This window comes from Micromonospora sp. NPDC050187 (assembly GCF_044459745.1).
GTDB lineage: Bacteria > Actinomycetota > Actinomycetes > Mycobacteriales > Micromonosporaceae > Micromonospora.
Genome location: NZ_JBITJH010000002.1, coordinates 48,891 through 64,541 on the forward strand (window position 1 = coordinate 48,891; position 15,651 = coordinate 64,541).

Here is a 15,651-nt window from a genome sequence, read left to right on the forward strand (position 1 = left end):
TCGTGTCCCGCCCCGCCGGACGGTGAGCGGTTCCGGCTGCCGGCGAAGTACCCGGTGGCGGATCCGGCCCGCGCCGAACCGTGGAGGCACGCATGCGCGCACCGACCCGCTTTCCCCTGCTGGCACCGGCGACGCTGGTGCCGCTGCTGGCCGTGGTGACGCTGGCCGTGGTCTGGGGTCGCGTCCTGCCGCCGTTGGTGGAGGTCGTCGTCGTGGTGCTGCTGGCGGGCGCGGTCCTGGCCGCGGTGCACCACGCGGAGGTCGTCGCGCACCGTGTCGGGGAGCCGTTCGGGTCGCTGATCCTCGCCGTCGCGGTGACCGTGATCGAGGTCGGCCTGATCATCACCCTCATGGTGTCCGGTGGCCCGGACACCGCCACGCTGGCCCGGGACACCGTCTTCGCCGCCGTGATGATCACCTGCAACGGCATCGTCGGGCTGTCGTTGCTGCTGACCGCCGTACGGCGGCGGGTGGTGGTGTTCAACCCGGAGGGCACCGGCGCGGCCCTGGCGACGGTGCTCACCCTGGCGACCCTGAGCCTGGTCCTGCCGACGTTCACCACCGGCAGCCCCGGTTCGGCGTTCACCGGGCCGCAGTTGGCGTTCGCCGCGGTGTCGTCGCTGTTCCTGTACGCGACGTTCGTGTTCGTGCAGAACGTGCGGCACCGCGACTACTTCCTGCCGCCGCCGCGCGAGGTCCTCGCCTCGTCGCCCTCGCGCCGTCGTCGGGGTGACGCCGTGGGGGACGACGAGCACGCCCCGGTGCCGCCCATGACCACCGCCCTGGGCAGCTTCGCGCTGCTGATCGTCGCGCTGGTCGCGGTGGTGGGCCTGGCGAAGGTCGAGTCGCCGACCATCGAGGCGGTGGTGGCCGACGCGGGACTGCCCCGGCCGGTCGTCGGTGTGGTCATCGCCCTGCTCGTGCTGCTGCCGGAGACCCTCGCCGCGGCCCGCAACGCCCGCCGCGACCGCACCCAGATCAGCCTCAATTTGGCCCTCGGGTCGGCCATGGCCAGCATCGGGCTGACCATCCCGGCGATCGCGATCGCCTCGCTCTGGCTCGACGGGCCGCTGGTGCTCGGTCTCGGAGCCACCCAGATCGTGCTGCTCGGCCTGACCGCCGCGGTGGGGATCCTCACCATCATGCCCGGCCGGGCGACGCTGTTGCAGGCCTGGGTGCATCTGTCGCTGTGCGCGAGTTACCTGTTCCTCGCCGCGAACCCGTGACCGCCGTCCGGCACCCCGTCGTCGGTGAGGTCCCGCCCGGGGACGTCAGGCCGGGTGGAACACCCGCAGCAGTTCGGTGACCGCGGTGGTGATCGGTGCCACCGGCGCGGCCACGACGGCCAGCCGTTCCAGCAGGCCGGCCACCCGGGCGGGTTCGGCGTCCGGGACGGTCTGCCGGGTACGGGCCCGCCGCCGGTCGCGGCCGAGTCGGCCCGCGCGGCGGTACGCAGTATCCGATGTTCGGCACCGCCCGCAGTGGTCGCCGGCCGGTCACCTGCCGGCCACCGGCGGGGAGCATACTGCCGGCGTGTCCCACCCCTTCCTCGACGCGGCCGCCCCGCTGGCCTCCGCCCACCGGGGCGGCGCCGCGCAGGGTGACGAGAACACCGCCGCGGCGTTCGCCCGGGCCGTCGCGCTCGGCTACCGGTACGTCGAGACCGACGTGCACGCCACCGCCGACGGTGTGCCGGTGGTCTTCCACGACGCGACCCTCGACCGGGTCACCGGTGAACGGGGGCGCATCGCCGCGCTGCGCTGGGCGGACCTGGCCACCGTCCGGGTCGGTGGGGCGGCCGTGGTGCCCCGCCTCGACGAGGTCCTCGGCGCCTGGCCGGAGATCCGGTTCAACGTCGACGTCAAGGCCGACGGCGGGGTGGAGCCGACCGTCGCGACGGTGGACCGCGCCGGGGCTGGTGACCGGGTGCTGCTCGCCTCGTTCAGTGACGCCCGGCTGGCCCGGCTGCGGGTCCTCGCGGGCCCGAAGGTCGCCACCTCGCTGGGCATGCGCGGGGTGGCCCGGCTGCGGTGGGCGTCGCTGACCGGGCAGCGGCTGCGGCTGCCGCCGTCGGTGGTCGCCGCGCAGGTGCCCGTCCGGTTCGGGCGGGTGCCGGTGGTCGACCGGCGGCTGGTGCGCTACGCCCACCGACTCGGTCTGCACGTGCATGTCTGGACGATCGACGAACCTGACGAGATGCACGAGTTACTGGAGCTGGGTGTGGATGGCATCATGACCGATCACGTCGGCGTGCTGCGCGACGTCTACCGCAGCCGCGGCCACTGGGCCGCCTGAACCATCCGAGGACCTGATGGCCGAGACCCTCGCCGCCCCGGCGGAACGCACCCCACCGTCGAGCACCCGCCGGGAACGCACCGGCTGGTACTTCTACGACTGGGCGATGTCGGCGTTCTCCACCACGGTCATCACCGTGTTCCTGGGGCCGTTCCTGACCAGCATCACGGAGGTGGCCGCCGGCTGCGAGCTGGGCGCGGACACCTGCTCCGGGTACGTGTACCCGCTGGGCGTCAAGGTCGCCGCCGGGTCGTACTTCCCGTACCTGGTGTCGCTGTCGGTGTTCCTGACGGTGTTCGTCCTCCCGGTCACCGGCGCGATCGCCGACCGGTCGCGGCACAAGAAGCCGCTGCTGGCCGGGTTCGCGTTCCTCGGCGCGGGGGCGACCACGGCGATGCTCTTCGTGACCGGGGACCGCTACCTGCTGGGTGGGGCGCTGTTCGTGGTCGCCAACATCGCCTTCGGTGCGGGTGTGGTGGTGTACAACTCGTTCCTGCCGCAGCTGGGCGGCCCCGACGACCGTGACGCGATCTCCAGTCGGGGCTGGGCGCTGGGCTACCTCGGCGGTGGGTTGCTGCTGGGGGTGAACCTGGTGGTGGTGAACTCGTTGGGCGACGGCACCGCCCAGCGCACCCTGGACCTGGCCCGCTGGTCGATCGTGTCGGCCGGGTTGTGGTGGGCGCTGTTCACCCTGGTGCCGCTGCGGTGGCTGCGGGAACACCCGTCGGTGGAGGCGACCGTCGCCGGCGGGAACGTGCTCGTCGACGGGTTCCGGCAGTTGGGCCGGACCCTGCGGGAGGTCAAGGCGTACCCGCTGACGTTGTTCTTCCTGCTGGCGTTCCTGGTCTACAACGACGGTATCCAGACGGTGATCGCCCTGGCCAGCCAGTACGGCACCGAGGAGCTGCGGCTGGGGCAGACCACGCTGATCGTGACGATCCTGCTGGTGCAGTTCCTGGCCTTCGGTGGGGCGCTGCTGCTCGGCGCGCTCGCCCGCCGCATCGGCGCGTGGAAGACGGTGCTGCTGTCGCTGGTGCTGTGGACGGCGGTGATCCTCGCCGCGTTCCGGCTGCCCGCCGAGGCGCCGGTGCCGTTCATGATCCTCGGCGCCGGCATCGGTCTGGTGCTCGGTGGCAGCCAGGCGTTGAGCCGGTCGCTGTTCAGCCAGCTGATCCCCGCCGGCCGGGAGGGCGAGTACTACGGCTTCTACGAGATCAGCGACAAGGGCACCAGCTGGCTGGGGCCCCTGGCGTTCGGGCTGGTGTTCCAGCTGACCAACTCCTACCGGGTCGGGCTGGTCTCCCTGTTGATCTTCTTCGTGGTCGGGTTCCTGCTCCTGGCGGCGGTGCCGGTGCGTCGGGCCATCATCGCCGCCGGGAACACCCCGCCGCGCGTCCTCTGACCAAGCCAATCGGTCACGGTCGATCAGATAGGCTGCCCGACCGTGACCGACCTCGACCCCGCCGCCCCCACCTGCCTGGCCCGACCCCTGCCGGGTGAGCAGGACACCCCCGTCTGCGCCGCCACGCGCGGGGCCGACGGGCGTCCGCTGCACGCCGCGGCGCTGAAGTTCTTCTGGGGGCCGATGGACTGCGGCAAGTCCACGATGGCCCTCCAGATGAACTACAACCACGCCCGGCAGGGCCGCCGGGGACTGGTCACCACCCGCATCGACCGGTCCCTGGGGCCCCGGGTCACCACCCGCATCGGTCTCGCCCACGACGCCATCGAGGTCACCGACGACCTGGACCTGCGGGCCCTGGTGCGGCAGCGGTGGGCCGACGGGGAACGCATCGACTACCTCATCTGCGACGAGGCGTCCTTCTACAGCGTCGCGCACGTCGAGCAGATGGCCGAACTGGTCGACCACGACGACGTCGACGTGTTCGCCTTCGGCCTGGCCACCGACTTCCGGTCGTGCTTCTTCCCCGCCGCGCAGCGGCTGTTCGAACTCGCCGACTCCGTCGCCCGCATCCAGGTCGAGGTGCTCTGCTGGTGCGGCCGGGAAGGGCTGCTCAACGCCCGCGTCGTCGGCGGACGGGTGGTGCGGGAGGGCGAACAGGTCGTCATCGGTGACACCGTCCCCGACGCGCGGGTCCGCTACCAGGTGCTCTGCCGCCGCCACCACCGCACTGGCGACCTCGGCCCCCGCGACTGAACGCACCGGCACGCCCCCCCGCCGTGACCAGAACGTGATCAAGGGATCCGGTCGCCGCGCCAACCTTTCGCCCCGCCCTACCGCTCTCAACCGGCACGCGGGACGGCACCGGGCCGCCCCGCCACGGCGACGCGGGGGACACCACACATGCGGCTGGCGCTTCGACGGGCCCGTGGGGCGAAGGGCCTGCTCCTGGCGGCGGTGGGCGCCACCCTGGTGGCGACGGTCGCCCTCACCGGCCTGGCCGGCTACCACCGCGACGTCGTCGACTCCGGGGTGCGCGGGGTCCTCGCCGCCGCCACCGTCGAGGAACGCTCCATCCTGGTTCGCGGTGCGGCCGGCCGCACCCCCGACTCCCACGCCGAACGGGACCGCGCGCTGCGCGCCGGCGCCGCCGACGTCCTCGACGGCTGGCCCGGCACCGTCGAGGCGGCCGGCTACGCCGCCGGCCGGCAACTGCGCGGTGACGTCGGTGCGGCCGTCGCCGACGACGGCGGCACCGTCTACGCCAGCCTGCTGTTCCTCGACGACCTCGCCGCGCACGCCGACCTGACCGCCGGCACCTGGCCGACCGCCGGCGGCAGCCCCGTGCAGACCACCCTCGCCGAACCGGCCGCCGCCACCCTCGGCGTCACCGTCGGCGACCGCATCCCGGTCACCGACGGGTTCACCGGCCGGGTCACCGACCTCACCGTCGTCGGACTGTGGCGACCCCGCGCCGCCGACGACCCGTACTGGCGGCTCGCCCCCGAGGCCACCACCGGCGTGCAACCCGGCACCGCCACCTACGGGCCACTGACCGTGGACCGCGCCGACTTCCTGCGCCACTTCCTCACCAACGCCTCCGCCGGCTGGCTGATCACCCCCGACGTCGACGCGGCCACCGGCACCGGTGACCTCGACCGGCTCGCCGACGCCGCCGACGCCGCCACCGGCGGGCTGGCCGGCACCGCCGGGCTCGGTGACTCCGGCACCGTCACCACCGCCCTCGGTGACCTGGTCGAGCGGATCCAACGCGCCGCCCTGGTCGGCCGGTCCGCCCTGGTCACCCCGATGCTCCTGGTCGCGGTGCTCGGCGGGTACACGCTGCTGCTGGTCGCCGCCCTGATCACCGAGCAGCGTCGCGCCGAGACCGCGCTGCTGCGCGCCCGGGGCGCGGCCCGCTGGCAGATCGCCGGCCTGGCCGGCCGGGAAGCCGCGCTGGTCGTCGCCCCGGCCGTGCTGCTGGCCCCACCACTGGCCACCGAACTGCTGCGACACGCCGGCCGGATACCGGCGCTCGCCGAGGTGTCGCTGCGTCTGCAACCACGCCTGGACACCCTCGCCTGGACCGCCGGCCTGCTCGTCGCCGCCGGCTGCGCCCTCGCCATGGTCGGTCCCAACCTGCGCCGGGGCGACAGCTATGTCGCCGACCTGGCCGCCCGGTCCCGGCCCGGCCGCCGGGGCGCGGTGCAACGCGCCGGCGTCGACGTCGTCCTCGTCGCCGTGGCCGTGCTCGGCTGGTACCAGCTGCGGTCGTACTCGTCGCCGCTGTCCGGGACCACCGGCGACGGCCTGGCCATCGACCCGCTGCTCGCCGCCGCGCCCACCATCGGGGTCCTCGCCGGCGCCGTCCTGGCCCTGCGGCTCCTGCCACCCCTGACCCGCCTGGCCGAACGGTACGTCGACCGCACCCGCGCGACCGCGACGATGCTCGGCGTGTGGCAGGCCGGCCGCCGCCCGCACGCCGGCCCGGTGCTGCTGGTCGCCCTCGCCGTCGCGGTCAGCGCCCTGGCCTGGTCGTTGGCCGGCACCACCGGACGGTCCCTGACCGACCAGGCCGACCACCGGGTCGGCGCCGACCTGCGGCTGACCGAGACCGACGGCAGCGCACCCGACGACCGGGCCGCGCAGCTCACCCGGCTGCCCGGCGTGGCCGCCGCGCTGCCCGCCTGGCGGGCCACCCTCAGCCTCGGCGCGACCAGGCAACCCGCGTCGCTGGTCGCCGTCGACGCCGACACTGCGGCCCGTGTCGTACGACTGCGCCCCGACCTGGCCGGCGGTTCCCCCGCCAGCGCTTTCGCGCAGCTCACCGAGGCCCGCGTCGACGCTCCCCACACCGTGCTGCCGGCCGGGGCCCGCCGGCTGACCGGCCAGTTCACCGGTGCGGTCACCACCGACACCGGGGCGGTCCGCGCCTTCGCCGTGTTCACCGAACCCACCGGCACGCACCGGCGGGTGCCGCTGGGCGCCAGCCGCGACGGACGACCCGTCGACTTCACCGTCGACCTGCCTGCCACCCCGGCCCGACTGGCCGGTTTCACCGTCGACACCACCGGTCCCGCCCGGCTGGTCCTCGACTGGCGCCTCGACGACCTGCGCGTCGACGGCCGTCCCGTCGACCTGGCCGACGGCGGACCGTGGCACACCGCCGACAGCAGCGGCACGCCCCGCGACGGCGCCACCGCGACCGCCACCGGAAACACCCTCACCGCCCGATGGGCACGCGACGACGATAGCCGCCGGGGCCGGGGCAACTCCCCCGTGCACATGGCCGTCACCCGACCGGCCACCGGCCGGGTGCCGCTGCTGGTCACCCCGCCGGCCCTGGCCGCGCTGCGACTGGACGTCGGCGACGACACCCGGCTGTTCCTCGGCGCCGCCGAGGTCGACGTCCGGGTCGTCGGCACCGTCGACGCGTTCCCCGGCGACACCGCCGCCGCCACCGTCGTCGCCGACCTGCCGTCCCTGCGGGACCGGATCTTCCACGACCGGGGCCTCACCCGCGAGGCGCAGGAGTGGTGGCTGTCGGTACCCGCCGACCGGCACGACGAGGCGGTCACCGCAGCCGCCGCCCTGACCGGCGTCAAGGTGCACGACCGGCAGGCGACCGCCCGGGACCTGGCCGGTGACCCGTTCGGTGTCGGCGCGCGCGGCGCCCTCTTCGCCGCAGCCCTCGGCGCGGTACTGCTCGCCGCCGTGGGCATCGCCGTCGACGTCAACGCCACCGCCCGCCGCCGCGCCACCGAACTGGCCGTCCTGCGGGCCCTCGGCGCGACCCGCCGCACCGTCACCCGCTCCCTGGTCACCGAACAGGCGTTCCTCGCCGGCACCGGCGTCGCCGTCGGCCTGACCGTCGGCATCGCGGTGGCCGCGACCATGGCACCACTGGTCATCCTCACCCCGTCGGCAGACCGGCCGACACCCCCACCCACCCTGCTCATCGACTGGCCGCCCCTGCTGGCCACCGCCGCCTGCGTGCTGCTGCTCGCCGTCACCGCCACCACCGTCGCGGCGACCCGGCACAGCGGCGGTTCCGAGGCCGGCCACCTGCGCGGCGGGGAGGACCGGTGACCGACACCGTGACCGCACCATCGACCGACGGCCGGCGGCGACGCACCGGCGGACCCGGCGCCCGACTGCGGACCGTCGCCGGTCCCGCCGTCCTGCTCGCCCTGCTCGGCCTGGTCGCCGCGGCACTGGTCACCGGCGCGCCCCGACTGACCAACGACCTCGCCGACCGGAGCATGCACGCCGACCTGGCCCCGCTGCCGTACCAGGTGCGTGACCTGACCATCGAGGTGGGCGGCGGCGCCGACGGGGCGGCGCCCGCCGGGTCGGCCGGCGGGTTGGACCGTTTCGGCGCCGCCCTGCCGTCGCCCCTGCCCGACCTGGTCGACCAGCGGTGGCAGGCGGCCACCGTCGACGCCGACGAGGTGATCACCTCCGGTGACGTCGGTCCGCTCGCCGAGGGCGGCACCGTCCGGCTCGGCCTGCACACCCAGACCGGCGTGGCGGAGGCGACCCGGCTGACCGCGGGGACGTGGCCCTCCAACGGCCCCGGCCAGCCGGTGCAGGTCGCCGTGTCGCAGGCCGTCGCCGACACCCTCGCCCTGCGGCCCGGAGTGCGCCTCGGCGTCACCGCACCCGGCCGGGCCACCGCCGAACTGCTCGTCACTGGGGTGTTCCAGCCGGTCCGCCCCGCCGACCCGCTGTGGGCGGCCACGCCGCAGGCGCTGGAACCGCTGCTGCCGGTCAACGACGGTGACCCGTTCGTGGCCGTCGCGGTCACCGACCCCGCCGGCCTGGCCGCCGCCGGCCGCGCCGGGCTGCCCGTCACCCACTCCTGGCGGTACCGGTTCGACCACGAACGTCTCGACTCCTCCACGATCGAACCGGTCGCCGCCGCCGTCGGCGCGGCCCGCCGCACCCGGTGGCTGCCCGGCGCGGCCGTGCAGACCTCCCTGGACACCCACCTGGTGCGCTTCGGCGACCAGCTCACCTCGGTGCGTAACCTGCTGGCCGTGGTGCATGCCGGACTGCTGGCCAGCCTGTTCGGGCTGATCCTGCTCGCCGCCCGGGTGGCCGTGCAGACCCGCCGCGCCGAACTCGCCCTGCTGCGGTCGCGGGGGGCGTCGTTGGCCACCATCGGCCGGCACACCCTCGCCGAGGCGGCCCTGCTGCAACCGGCCGCGGTGACCGTCGGGACGCTGCTCGCGCTGCTGGTCCCCGGCCGCGACGGCGGCACCTGGTGGGCTCTGCCGCTGATCGCCGCCGTCACCACCGGCGCGGTGCCGGTGTTCGCCATGGCCGGGCAGCGGCACGTCACCGTGGTCGCCGGCCGGCAGGACCTCGCCGGGGCCCGCCCGTCGGCGCGTCGCCTCACCGTCGAGGTGACCGTGCTGCTGGTGGCCGTCCTCGGGCTGGTGCTGCTGCGCCGTCGCGGCCTGGACGCCGGCGGCGGCGTCGACGGGTACCTCGCGGCGGTGCCGGTGCTGCTGGCCGTCGCGGTGGCCCTGCTCGTCCTGCGGGCCCTGCCGTGGCCGCTGCGGCTGCTCGACCGGGCTGCCGCCCGGGCCCGGGGCGCGCTGCTGTTCCTCGGCGTGGCCCGCGCCGGCCGGGGCACGCCGGTGACCACCGGCCCGCTCGCGGTGCTGGTCGTCGCGGTCAGCACCGGCGTGTTCAGCGCGGTCGTCACCGACACCGTCGGCCGGGCCCGGGACACCGCCGCCGACCTGAGCGTGCCCGCCGACGCCTGGCTCACCGGGTACGCGTTCACCCCCGACACCACCGACCGGCTCGCCGGGCTGCCCGGAGTACGGGCGGTCGCCCCGGTGCGCATCGACTCGAACCGGCCGTTGCTGTCCGGCACCGACCCGCAGGCCCGCACCCTGGGCACCGCCCGGGTCATGGTGGTCGACGCGCCCGCGTTCGCCCGGGTCGCCGCCGTCAGCGGCGTCGACGTGGACGTGCCGGAGGCGCTGCGTGCCGCCAGGCGGGGCGACGGACCGGTGCCGGCGGTGGTGTCCCCCGACGTCGCCGAGGCTCTCGGCGACACCGCCGCCGCCGACGTGCAGAGCCGCCTGTACCCGTTCCGGGTGGCCGGGGTCGTGGACACCTTCCCCGGCGTGGACCTGGGCACCGACCGGTTCGTGGTGCTGCCCTGGCAGGCGTTGACCGAGTACGCGCACACCCCGGTCATCCCCAACCGGTTCCTGCTGGCCGCTGACGGGCACGACCCGGCGGCGGTGCTGGCGGCCGCCGACGACGGGCAACGGCGGTGGCAGGCGGCGGTGCTGGGCACCCAGGTCGACGTACCCGAGGTGCCGGCGCAGCTGCTGACCCGCAGCGCCTTCCGGGACGGCCTGGACCGTACCGGCGCCAACGACGTGCTCGTGCTGGCGTTCACCGTCGGCGCGGTCGGCGGCAGCGCGCTGGCCGTTCTCGCCGTCGGGTTCGCGGTGCTCGCCGATTCGCGGTCCCGCACCCGGATGCTGTCCCGGCTGCGGACCCTCGGCTTCTCCGAGGGGCAGGGCCGCCGGCTGCTGATGTCCGAACTCGTGCCGCTGGTGGGGGTCGCCGCGCTGGTCGGCGCGGCTGTCGGGGTGGCCCTGCCGGGGCTGCTCGGCCCGGCGCTCGGGCTGTCCGCCTTCACCCCCGGTGTCACCGCCGGCTGGTACCTGGACCCGCTGGTCGTCGGCGTGGTGCTCGGGCTGGTCGCGGTGGGCCTGGCCGCCGGGCTGGGCGTGGAGATTCTGGTGAACCGACGGACGCGTCCCGCCGAGACGCTCCGGCTGGGAGAGGAGAACCCGTGACCGCCGTTAACACCGTGCCGGACCTGGTGTCGTTGCAGCAGCGGGCCGCCGACCGGGCCGCTGCCCGCGCCGGGGGCGCCGACCGGCTGCGCGGTCACATCGTCTGCGACGGACTGGTGCGCATCTTCAAGACCGACGGGGTGGAGGTCGTCGCGTTGCAGGGCCTCGACCTGGTCGTCGACCGGGGTGAGCTGGTCGCCATCGTCGGCGCGTCCGGCTCCGGCAAGTCGACGGTGCTGAACATCCTCTCCGGGCTGGACGTGCCCACCGCCGGGATCGCCCGGGTCGCCGGATACGACCTGCTGACCATGTCGGCGCGCAAACGCCTGGCCTACCGCCGGCAGACCGTCGGATTCGTGTGGCAGCAGACCGCCCGGAACCTGCTGCCGTACCTGAGTGCGGTGGAGAACGTCGCGTTGCCGATGCGGCTGGCCGGCCGGCGGGGCCGTGCCGCCCGACGTCGGGCGGCGGACCTGCTGGACATGGTCGGGGTGGGCCACTGCGCCGACCGGCGACCGGCCGGGATGAGCGGCGGCGAGCAGCAACGCTGCGCGGTCGCGGTGGCGGTCGCCAACGACCCGGAGGTGCTCTTCGCCGACGAACCGACCGGCGAACTCGACGAGAGCACCGCCGCGCAGGTGTTCGGGGCGCTGCGCACCATCAACGCCGAACTGGGCGTCACCGTCGTGGTGGTCACCCACGACCACGCCGTCGCCACCCAGGTCCGCCGGACCGTCGCGATCCGCGACGGCCGCACCGCCAGCGAGGTACGCCGTTCCGCACGGCTGGGCGCCGACGGCGTCGAGGAACTGGTCACCGAGGAGTACGCGGTGCTCGACCGCACCGGCCGGATGCAACTGCCCGCCGCGTTCGTCGACGCCCTCGACCTGCGCGACCGGGTCCGGCTCACCCTGGAACCCGACCACGTGCAGGTGCACCCGGGCAGCGAACAGAAGGAGCAGCCGTGAGCGAGGACCTGGTCACCGTCGAGGGCGTCGGTCGGGAGTTCCCCGGCGCCGGGCCGGCGGTGCACGCCCTGCGGGACGTGTCGTTCACCGCCGGCCGGGGTGAACTGGTGGCCGTGCGGGGCCGTTCGGGTTCCGGCAAGACGACCCTGCTCAACCTGGTCGGCGGCCTCGACCGGCCCACCACCGGGCGGATCCGGGTGGCCGGACGGGACGTGACCGCCGCGAACCGTCGGGAACTGCTGACGTTGCGCCGCGACACCATCGGCTTCGTGTTCCAGTCGTTCGGGCTGATCCCGATCCTGTCGGCTGCGGAGAACGTGGGCCTGCCGCTGCGGTTGGCGAAGGTGCCCGCCGCCGAACGGGAACAGCGGGTGGCGGTGCTGCTGGAACTGGTCGGCCTCGGCGGACACGCCCGGCAACGCCCGTACGAGCTGTCCGGCGGCCAGCAGCAGCGGGTGGCCCTGGCGCGGGCCCTGGCCAACGACCCGGCGCTGCTGATCGCCGACGAACCGACCGGACAGTTGGACTCGGAGACCGGTCAGGCGGTGATGGACCTGCTGCGGGCGCTGGTCCGGGCCCGGGGCATGACCGCCCTGGTGGCCACACACGACCCGGCGCTGGTGGAGGTCGCCGACCGGGTGGTGACGCTGCGCGACGGCCGGCGGGTCGACGACCGGGTGCCGGCCTGACCCGGCGGCGGCCCCGTCGGGTCAGAACGGGTCGCCGCAGATCCGCCAGTCGTCGTTCTCCCGCACCACCGGCAGGTCCCGCTGCTCGGTGCGTCCCCCGTCCCGGATGAGCCGCACGGTCACCGTGCCGGTGGGTTGGCCGTCGCGGGTGCTCACCGACACGTCGGTGACCTGGTGTCCGGTCACCACCGGCGGGGTACGCACCCAGGCCGCGAACCCGACCGGACTCCACCGCGTCCGCGCCGGCGCGCAGAGCCGCCGGTAGGCGCGGTCGGCGTCACCGGCGGCCACCTCCGTGAGGAACGCCTCGGCGGTCTCGCGGACCGGGGCGTCCGCCTGCCGTACCGCCTGCACGTTCCACGCCCCCAGCCCGGCTGCCCCGACGCAGCACAGGCCCAGCACGGCGCCGCCCACCACCAGCCCGGCCCGCACCGGCCGGTGGGGCCGGTGCGGGCGGGACCACTGCGCCGAGGCCATGATGACCAACGGTAGAGAATCCGACACCCACCGCGCAGGAACTCGCGTCTGTCGCGGCCCGCAGGGATCGTCTACCGTCGACGGAACCCCTGTTCCCCCTCGCCAGGAGTGACGCATGGCCCGTTTCGTGCAGCCGGTGCCCGCCCCCGCCGACCCGTACACCGGTGACCCGCTGCTGCGGTCGTGGCTGGAGCGGCAGCTCGGCCCGGCCGGGCACGCCGCCGCCGAAGGCCGCCTGACGGAGCTGGCCGCCGACGTGACCGGGCCGCTGCGCGCCGCGCACGCCGACGCCGAGGCACACCCACCCACCCTGGTCCGCTACGACCCGTGGGGTGCCCGGATCGACCGGGTCGACACCTCCGCCGGCTGGCGGGCGCAGCGGGCCGCCGCCGCCCGGCACGCCGTGGTCGCCCTGCCCTACCTGGACTCGGCACGCGGCGAGTGGGGCGCGGCGGCCCGGGTCGTCCAGCACGCCCTGCTGCACCTGTACGGGGCCGAGTCGGCGACGTTCTCCTGCCCGGTGGCGATGGCCGACGGTGCGGCGGCGCTGCTGTCCCGCCCGGAGGTCGACGCCAGCGTGCGGGACGCGTGGCTGCCCCGGCTCACCGCCACCGATCCGGACGTGGCGGTGACCAGCGGCCAGTGGATGACCGAGGCGCAGGGCGGTTCGGACCTGTCCCGTTCTGATACGGTGGCCCGCCCCGCCGGGGACGGCTCGTGGCGGTTGACCGGCGAGAAGTGGTTCTGCTCGGCGGTGGACTCGGCGATGGCGGTGGCCCTGGCCCGGCCCGAGGGTGCCGGCCCGGGCAGCCGGGTCCTCGCCCCGTTCCTGGTGCCCCGCTACGCCGCCGACTCACCCCTCGCTGACGGCGGCGACCCGACCGCGTGCGCGCCGGGGGTGCGGATCCACCGGCTCAAGGACAAGCTCGGCACCCGGGCGTTGCCCACCGCCGAGGTTGGCCTGCGGGAGGCGTACGCGCTGCCGCTGGGCGACCCGGCGCAGCCCGGCCTGGTCCGGGCGATGACCCTGGTGGTGGTCACCCGGCTGCACAACGCCGCCGCCGCCGTGTCCGGGATGCGTCGGGGCCTGGCGCACGCGCGGGCCTACGCCGACGTCCGGCAGGTCGCCGGGGGCCGGCTGGTCGACTCGCCGCTGCACCGGGCCACCCTCGGCACCCTCGGCGTGGACACGGCCGGCGCGTTCGTCCTGGCCGGGCACGCGTTCGCGCTGTTCGGACGGGTGGAGGTCGGCTCCGACCCGGACGCCGCCGCCGAACTGCGGGTGGTCGCGCCGCTGGCGAAGCTGGCCACCGGGCGGCTCGCGGTCGCCTGCGCCAGCGAGTACGTGGAGGCGTTCGGCGGGGCCGGCTACGTGGAGGACACCGGCGTGCCCCGGCTGCTGCGTGACGCGCAGGTCCTGCCGATCTGGGAGGGCACCACCAACGTGCTCGCCCTGGACGTGCTGCGCGCGGTGACCCGGGAGGACGCCGCCCGGCCGCTGCTGCGCCGCCTCGCCGCCGCCGCCGACACCGCCCGCGGCCTGTCCCCCGCCCTGGCACACACCCTGACGGCGGTCACCGAGGAACTGCGGGACACCTTCGTCGCGGTCACCGCCGACCCGGGTGGGGTGGAGGCGGTCGCCGGGGCCCGCGCGGTGGCGTTGCGTGCCGCGTACGCCCTGACGGCGGCGCTGCTGGTGGAGCACGCCGCCTGGGGTGACGAGGCCGCCGACGTGGCGGCCCGGCTGTGGGCCCGGCGCTGGCTGCGGCACGAGGAGATCGCCCTGGACGCCCACCAGCACCTGGACCTGCTCTGCTGACAGCCGGTCAGCCGGGGGACCGCCGGGACCGGGCGGCCCAGATCACGTACGCCGGGTCCCGGTCGAGGTTGTGCCGGTCCCGGTCGTAGCGGCGGGTGGTGCGTGGGTCGGCGTGACCCATCGCGTCCTGCACGTCCTCGAGAGGGACACCCTCGGCGCGGGCGGTGGTCGCGAACGAGTGCCGCAGCGAGTGCGGGGACAGTTTCGCCCAGGCGGGGATCCCGGCGTCCCGGGCCAGGCGGCGCACGAGGCGGAACACCGAGTGCCGGTCGAGCCGGCCACCGGTGGCGGTCACCAGCAGCGGCCCGGTCAGCTCGTGCACCGGCACGCCCTGCGCCTGCGCGCGCGCCGCCAGGTACGCGTCCACGGCGTACGCGGTGCCCGGGGTCAGCGCCCGCCGCCGGGAACGGCCGCCCTTGCCGACGAACCGGACGCTGCGGTGACCGCGTTCCACGCCGAGGTCGTCGAGGTTCAGCGACACCAGTTCCCCGACCCGTAGTCCGAGGTCGGCCAGGAGCGCCACCACGGCCCGGTTCCGGACGCCGGTGGGACCGGTGTCGGCCTCCGCGGCGGCGAGCAGCGCGTCGACCTCCCGGGGGGTGAGGCCGACCGTGGCCGAGTGGTCCCGGTCGACCTGGGGCCGGTCGGCGCCGGACACCGGGTTGGCGTCGACGGCACGCAGCTTGACCAGGAAGTCGTACCAGCTGGACAGCGCGGAGAGTTTCCGGGCGACGGTGGCCGGGGTCAGTGGGCGGCCGGTCCGCGCGGCGAGGGTCGACTCCAGGTCCCGGCCGTAGGCGTTGACGTGCAGGAAGGTGGCCCGCAGCGGGTCGAGGTCGCGGCCGGCGCACCAGGTGAGCCAGCCGGCGACGTCGCGCCGGTAGGCGTCCCGGGTGTGCCCGGACAACCGCCGGTTGGCGAGCCACGCCTCGGTGAAGTCGACCGGGCCGCCGGGCAGGGCGGGCGTCTGCGCGGTGTTCGAGCGCACCGGAAGGTCGGAGGGCGGCATGGGGAAAGGTTCTCAGGTCCGGGCCGGGAGCGCGACGCGGCGCGCCCGGCCCGTCGGCCGCCACCGTGCCGGAACGGTGGGCACCCGCCCAACCGCCCGTCGGCCAGCCGTCACCGGCGGATGTCCGCGCGCATCCGCGCGGCCTACGGCTTCCGCGACCCC

General features: G+C 75.5%; 11 protein-coding genes. 9 read left to right on the forward strand and 2 right to left on the reverse strand.

The annotated features are described in order from the left end of the window. Positions 1-92 precede the first annotated feature (92 nt). The 8 genes from ACIBJE_RS03480 to ACIBJE_RS03515 all read left to right on the forward strand — a co-directional run bounded on the left by ACIBJE_RS03480 (position 93) and on the right by ACIBJE_RS03515 (position 12,184). On the forward strand, positions 93-1,226 hold the full coding sequence (locus ACIBJE_RS03480) for a calcium:proton antiporter (protein ID WP_396742348.1): 1,134 nt from the start codon (positions 93-95) through the stop codon (positions 1,224-1,226). A gap of 307 nt (positions 1,227-1,533) precedes the next feature. Beyond that, a complete protein-coding gene (locus ACIBJE_RS03485) occupies positions 1,534-2,295 on the forward strand; it encodes a glycerophosphodiester phosphodiesterase family protein (RefSeq protein ID WP_396742350.1) in 762 nt (253 codons plus the stop codon). Between the two features lie 16 nt (positions 2,296-2,311). After that, positions 2,312-3,697: an MFS transporter gene (locus tag ACIBJE_RS03490; protein ID WP_396742352.1), complete on the forward strand. Its 1,386-nt coding sequence runs from the start codon at positions 2,312-2,314 to the stop codon at positions 3,695-3,697. 75 nt (positions 3,698-3,772) lie between these two features. Continuing rightward, a complete protein-coding gene (locus ACIBJE_RS03495; protein WP_396743460.1) occupies positions 3,773-4,453 on the forward strand; it encodes a thymidine kinase in 681 nt (226 codons plus the stop codon). Between the two features lie 147 nt (positions 4,454-4,600). Further along, positions 4,601-7,786, forward strand: coding sequence for an FtsX-like permease family protein (locus ACIBJE_RS03500; protein WP_396742354.1), 3,186 nt, complete (start codon positions 4,601-4,603; stop codon positions 7,784-7,786). Next, entirely contained in the window at positions 7,783-10,527 is a 2,745-nt protein-coding gene (locus tag ACIBJE_RS03505) for an ABC transporter permease (RefSeq protein WP_396742356.1), read from the forward strand. Before ACIBJE_RS03500 ends, ACIBJE_RS03505 begins: the two co-directional genes overlap by 4 nt. Beyond that, positions 10,524-11,495, forward strand: coding sequence for an ABC transporter ATP-binding protein (locus ACIBJE_RS03510; RefSeq protein ID WP_396742358.1), 972 nt, complete (start codon positions 10,524-10,526; stop codon positions 11,493-11,495). The genes ACIBJE_RS03505 and ACIBJE_RS03510 overlap by 4 nt, the downstream gene beginning before the upstream one ends. Beyond that, a complete protein-coding gene (locus ACIBJE_RS03515; RefSeq protein ID WP_396742360.1) occupies positions 11,492-12,184 on the forward strand; it encodes an ABC transporter ATP-binding protein in 693 nt (230 codons plus the stop codon). Before ACIBJE_RS03510 ends, ACIBJE_RS03515 begins: the two co-directional genes overlap by 4 nt. Before the next feature lie 21 nt (positions 12,185-12,205). Here the strand turns inward: ACIBJE_RS03515 and ACIBJE_RS03520 are convergent, their stop codons facing one another. Next, positions 12,206-12,661, reverse strand: a complete 456-nt coding sequence (locus ACIBJE_RS03520; protein ID WP_396742362.1) for a hypothetical protein — start codon at positions 12,659-12,661, stop codon at positions 12,206-12,208. 115 nt (positions 12,662-12,776) lie between these two features. Between ACIBJE_RS03520 and ACIBJE_RS03525 the strand changes: the two genes are divergently transcribed. Beyond that, positions 12,777-14,480 carry an acyl-CoA dehydrogenase family protein gene (locus tag ACIBJE_RS03525; protein ID WP_396742364.1) on the forward strand — a complete coding sequence of 568 codons (1,704 nt, stop codon included), beginning with the start codon at positions 12,777-12,779 and terminating at the stop codon, positions 14,478-14,480. Between the two features lie 7 nt (positions 14,481-14,487). Here the strand turns inward: ACIBJE_RS03525 and ACIBJE_RS03530 are convergent, their stop codons facing one another. Then, positions 14,488-15,489: a tyrosine-type recombinase/integrase gene (locus tag ACIBJE_RS03530; RefSeq protein WP_396742366.1), complete on the reverse strand. Its 1,002-nt coding sequence runs from the start codon at positions 15,487-15,489 to the stop codon at positions 14,488-14,490. Positions 15,490-15,651 lie beyond the last annotated feature (162 nt).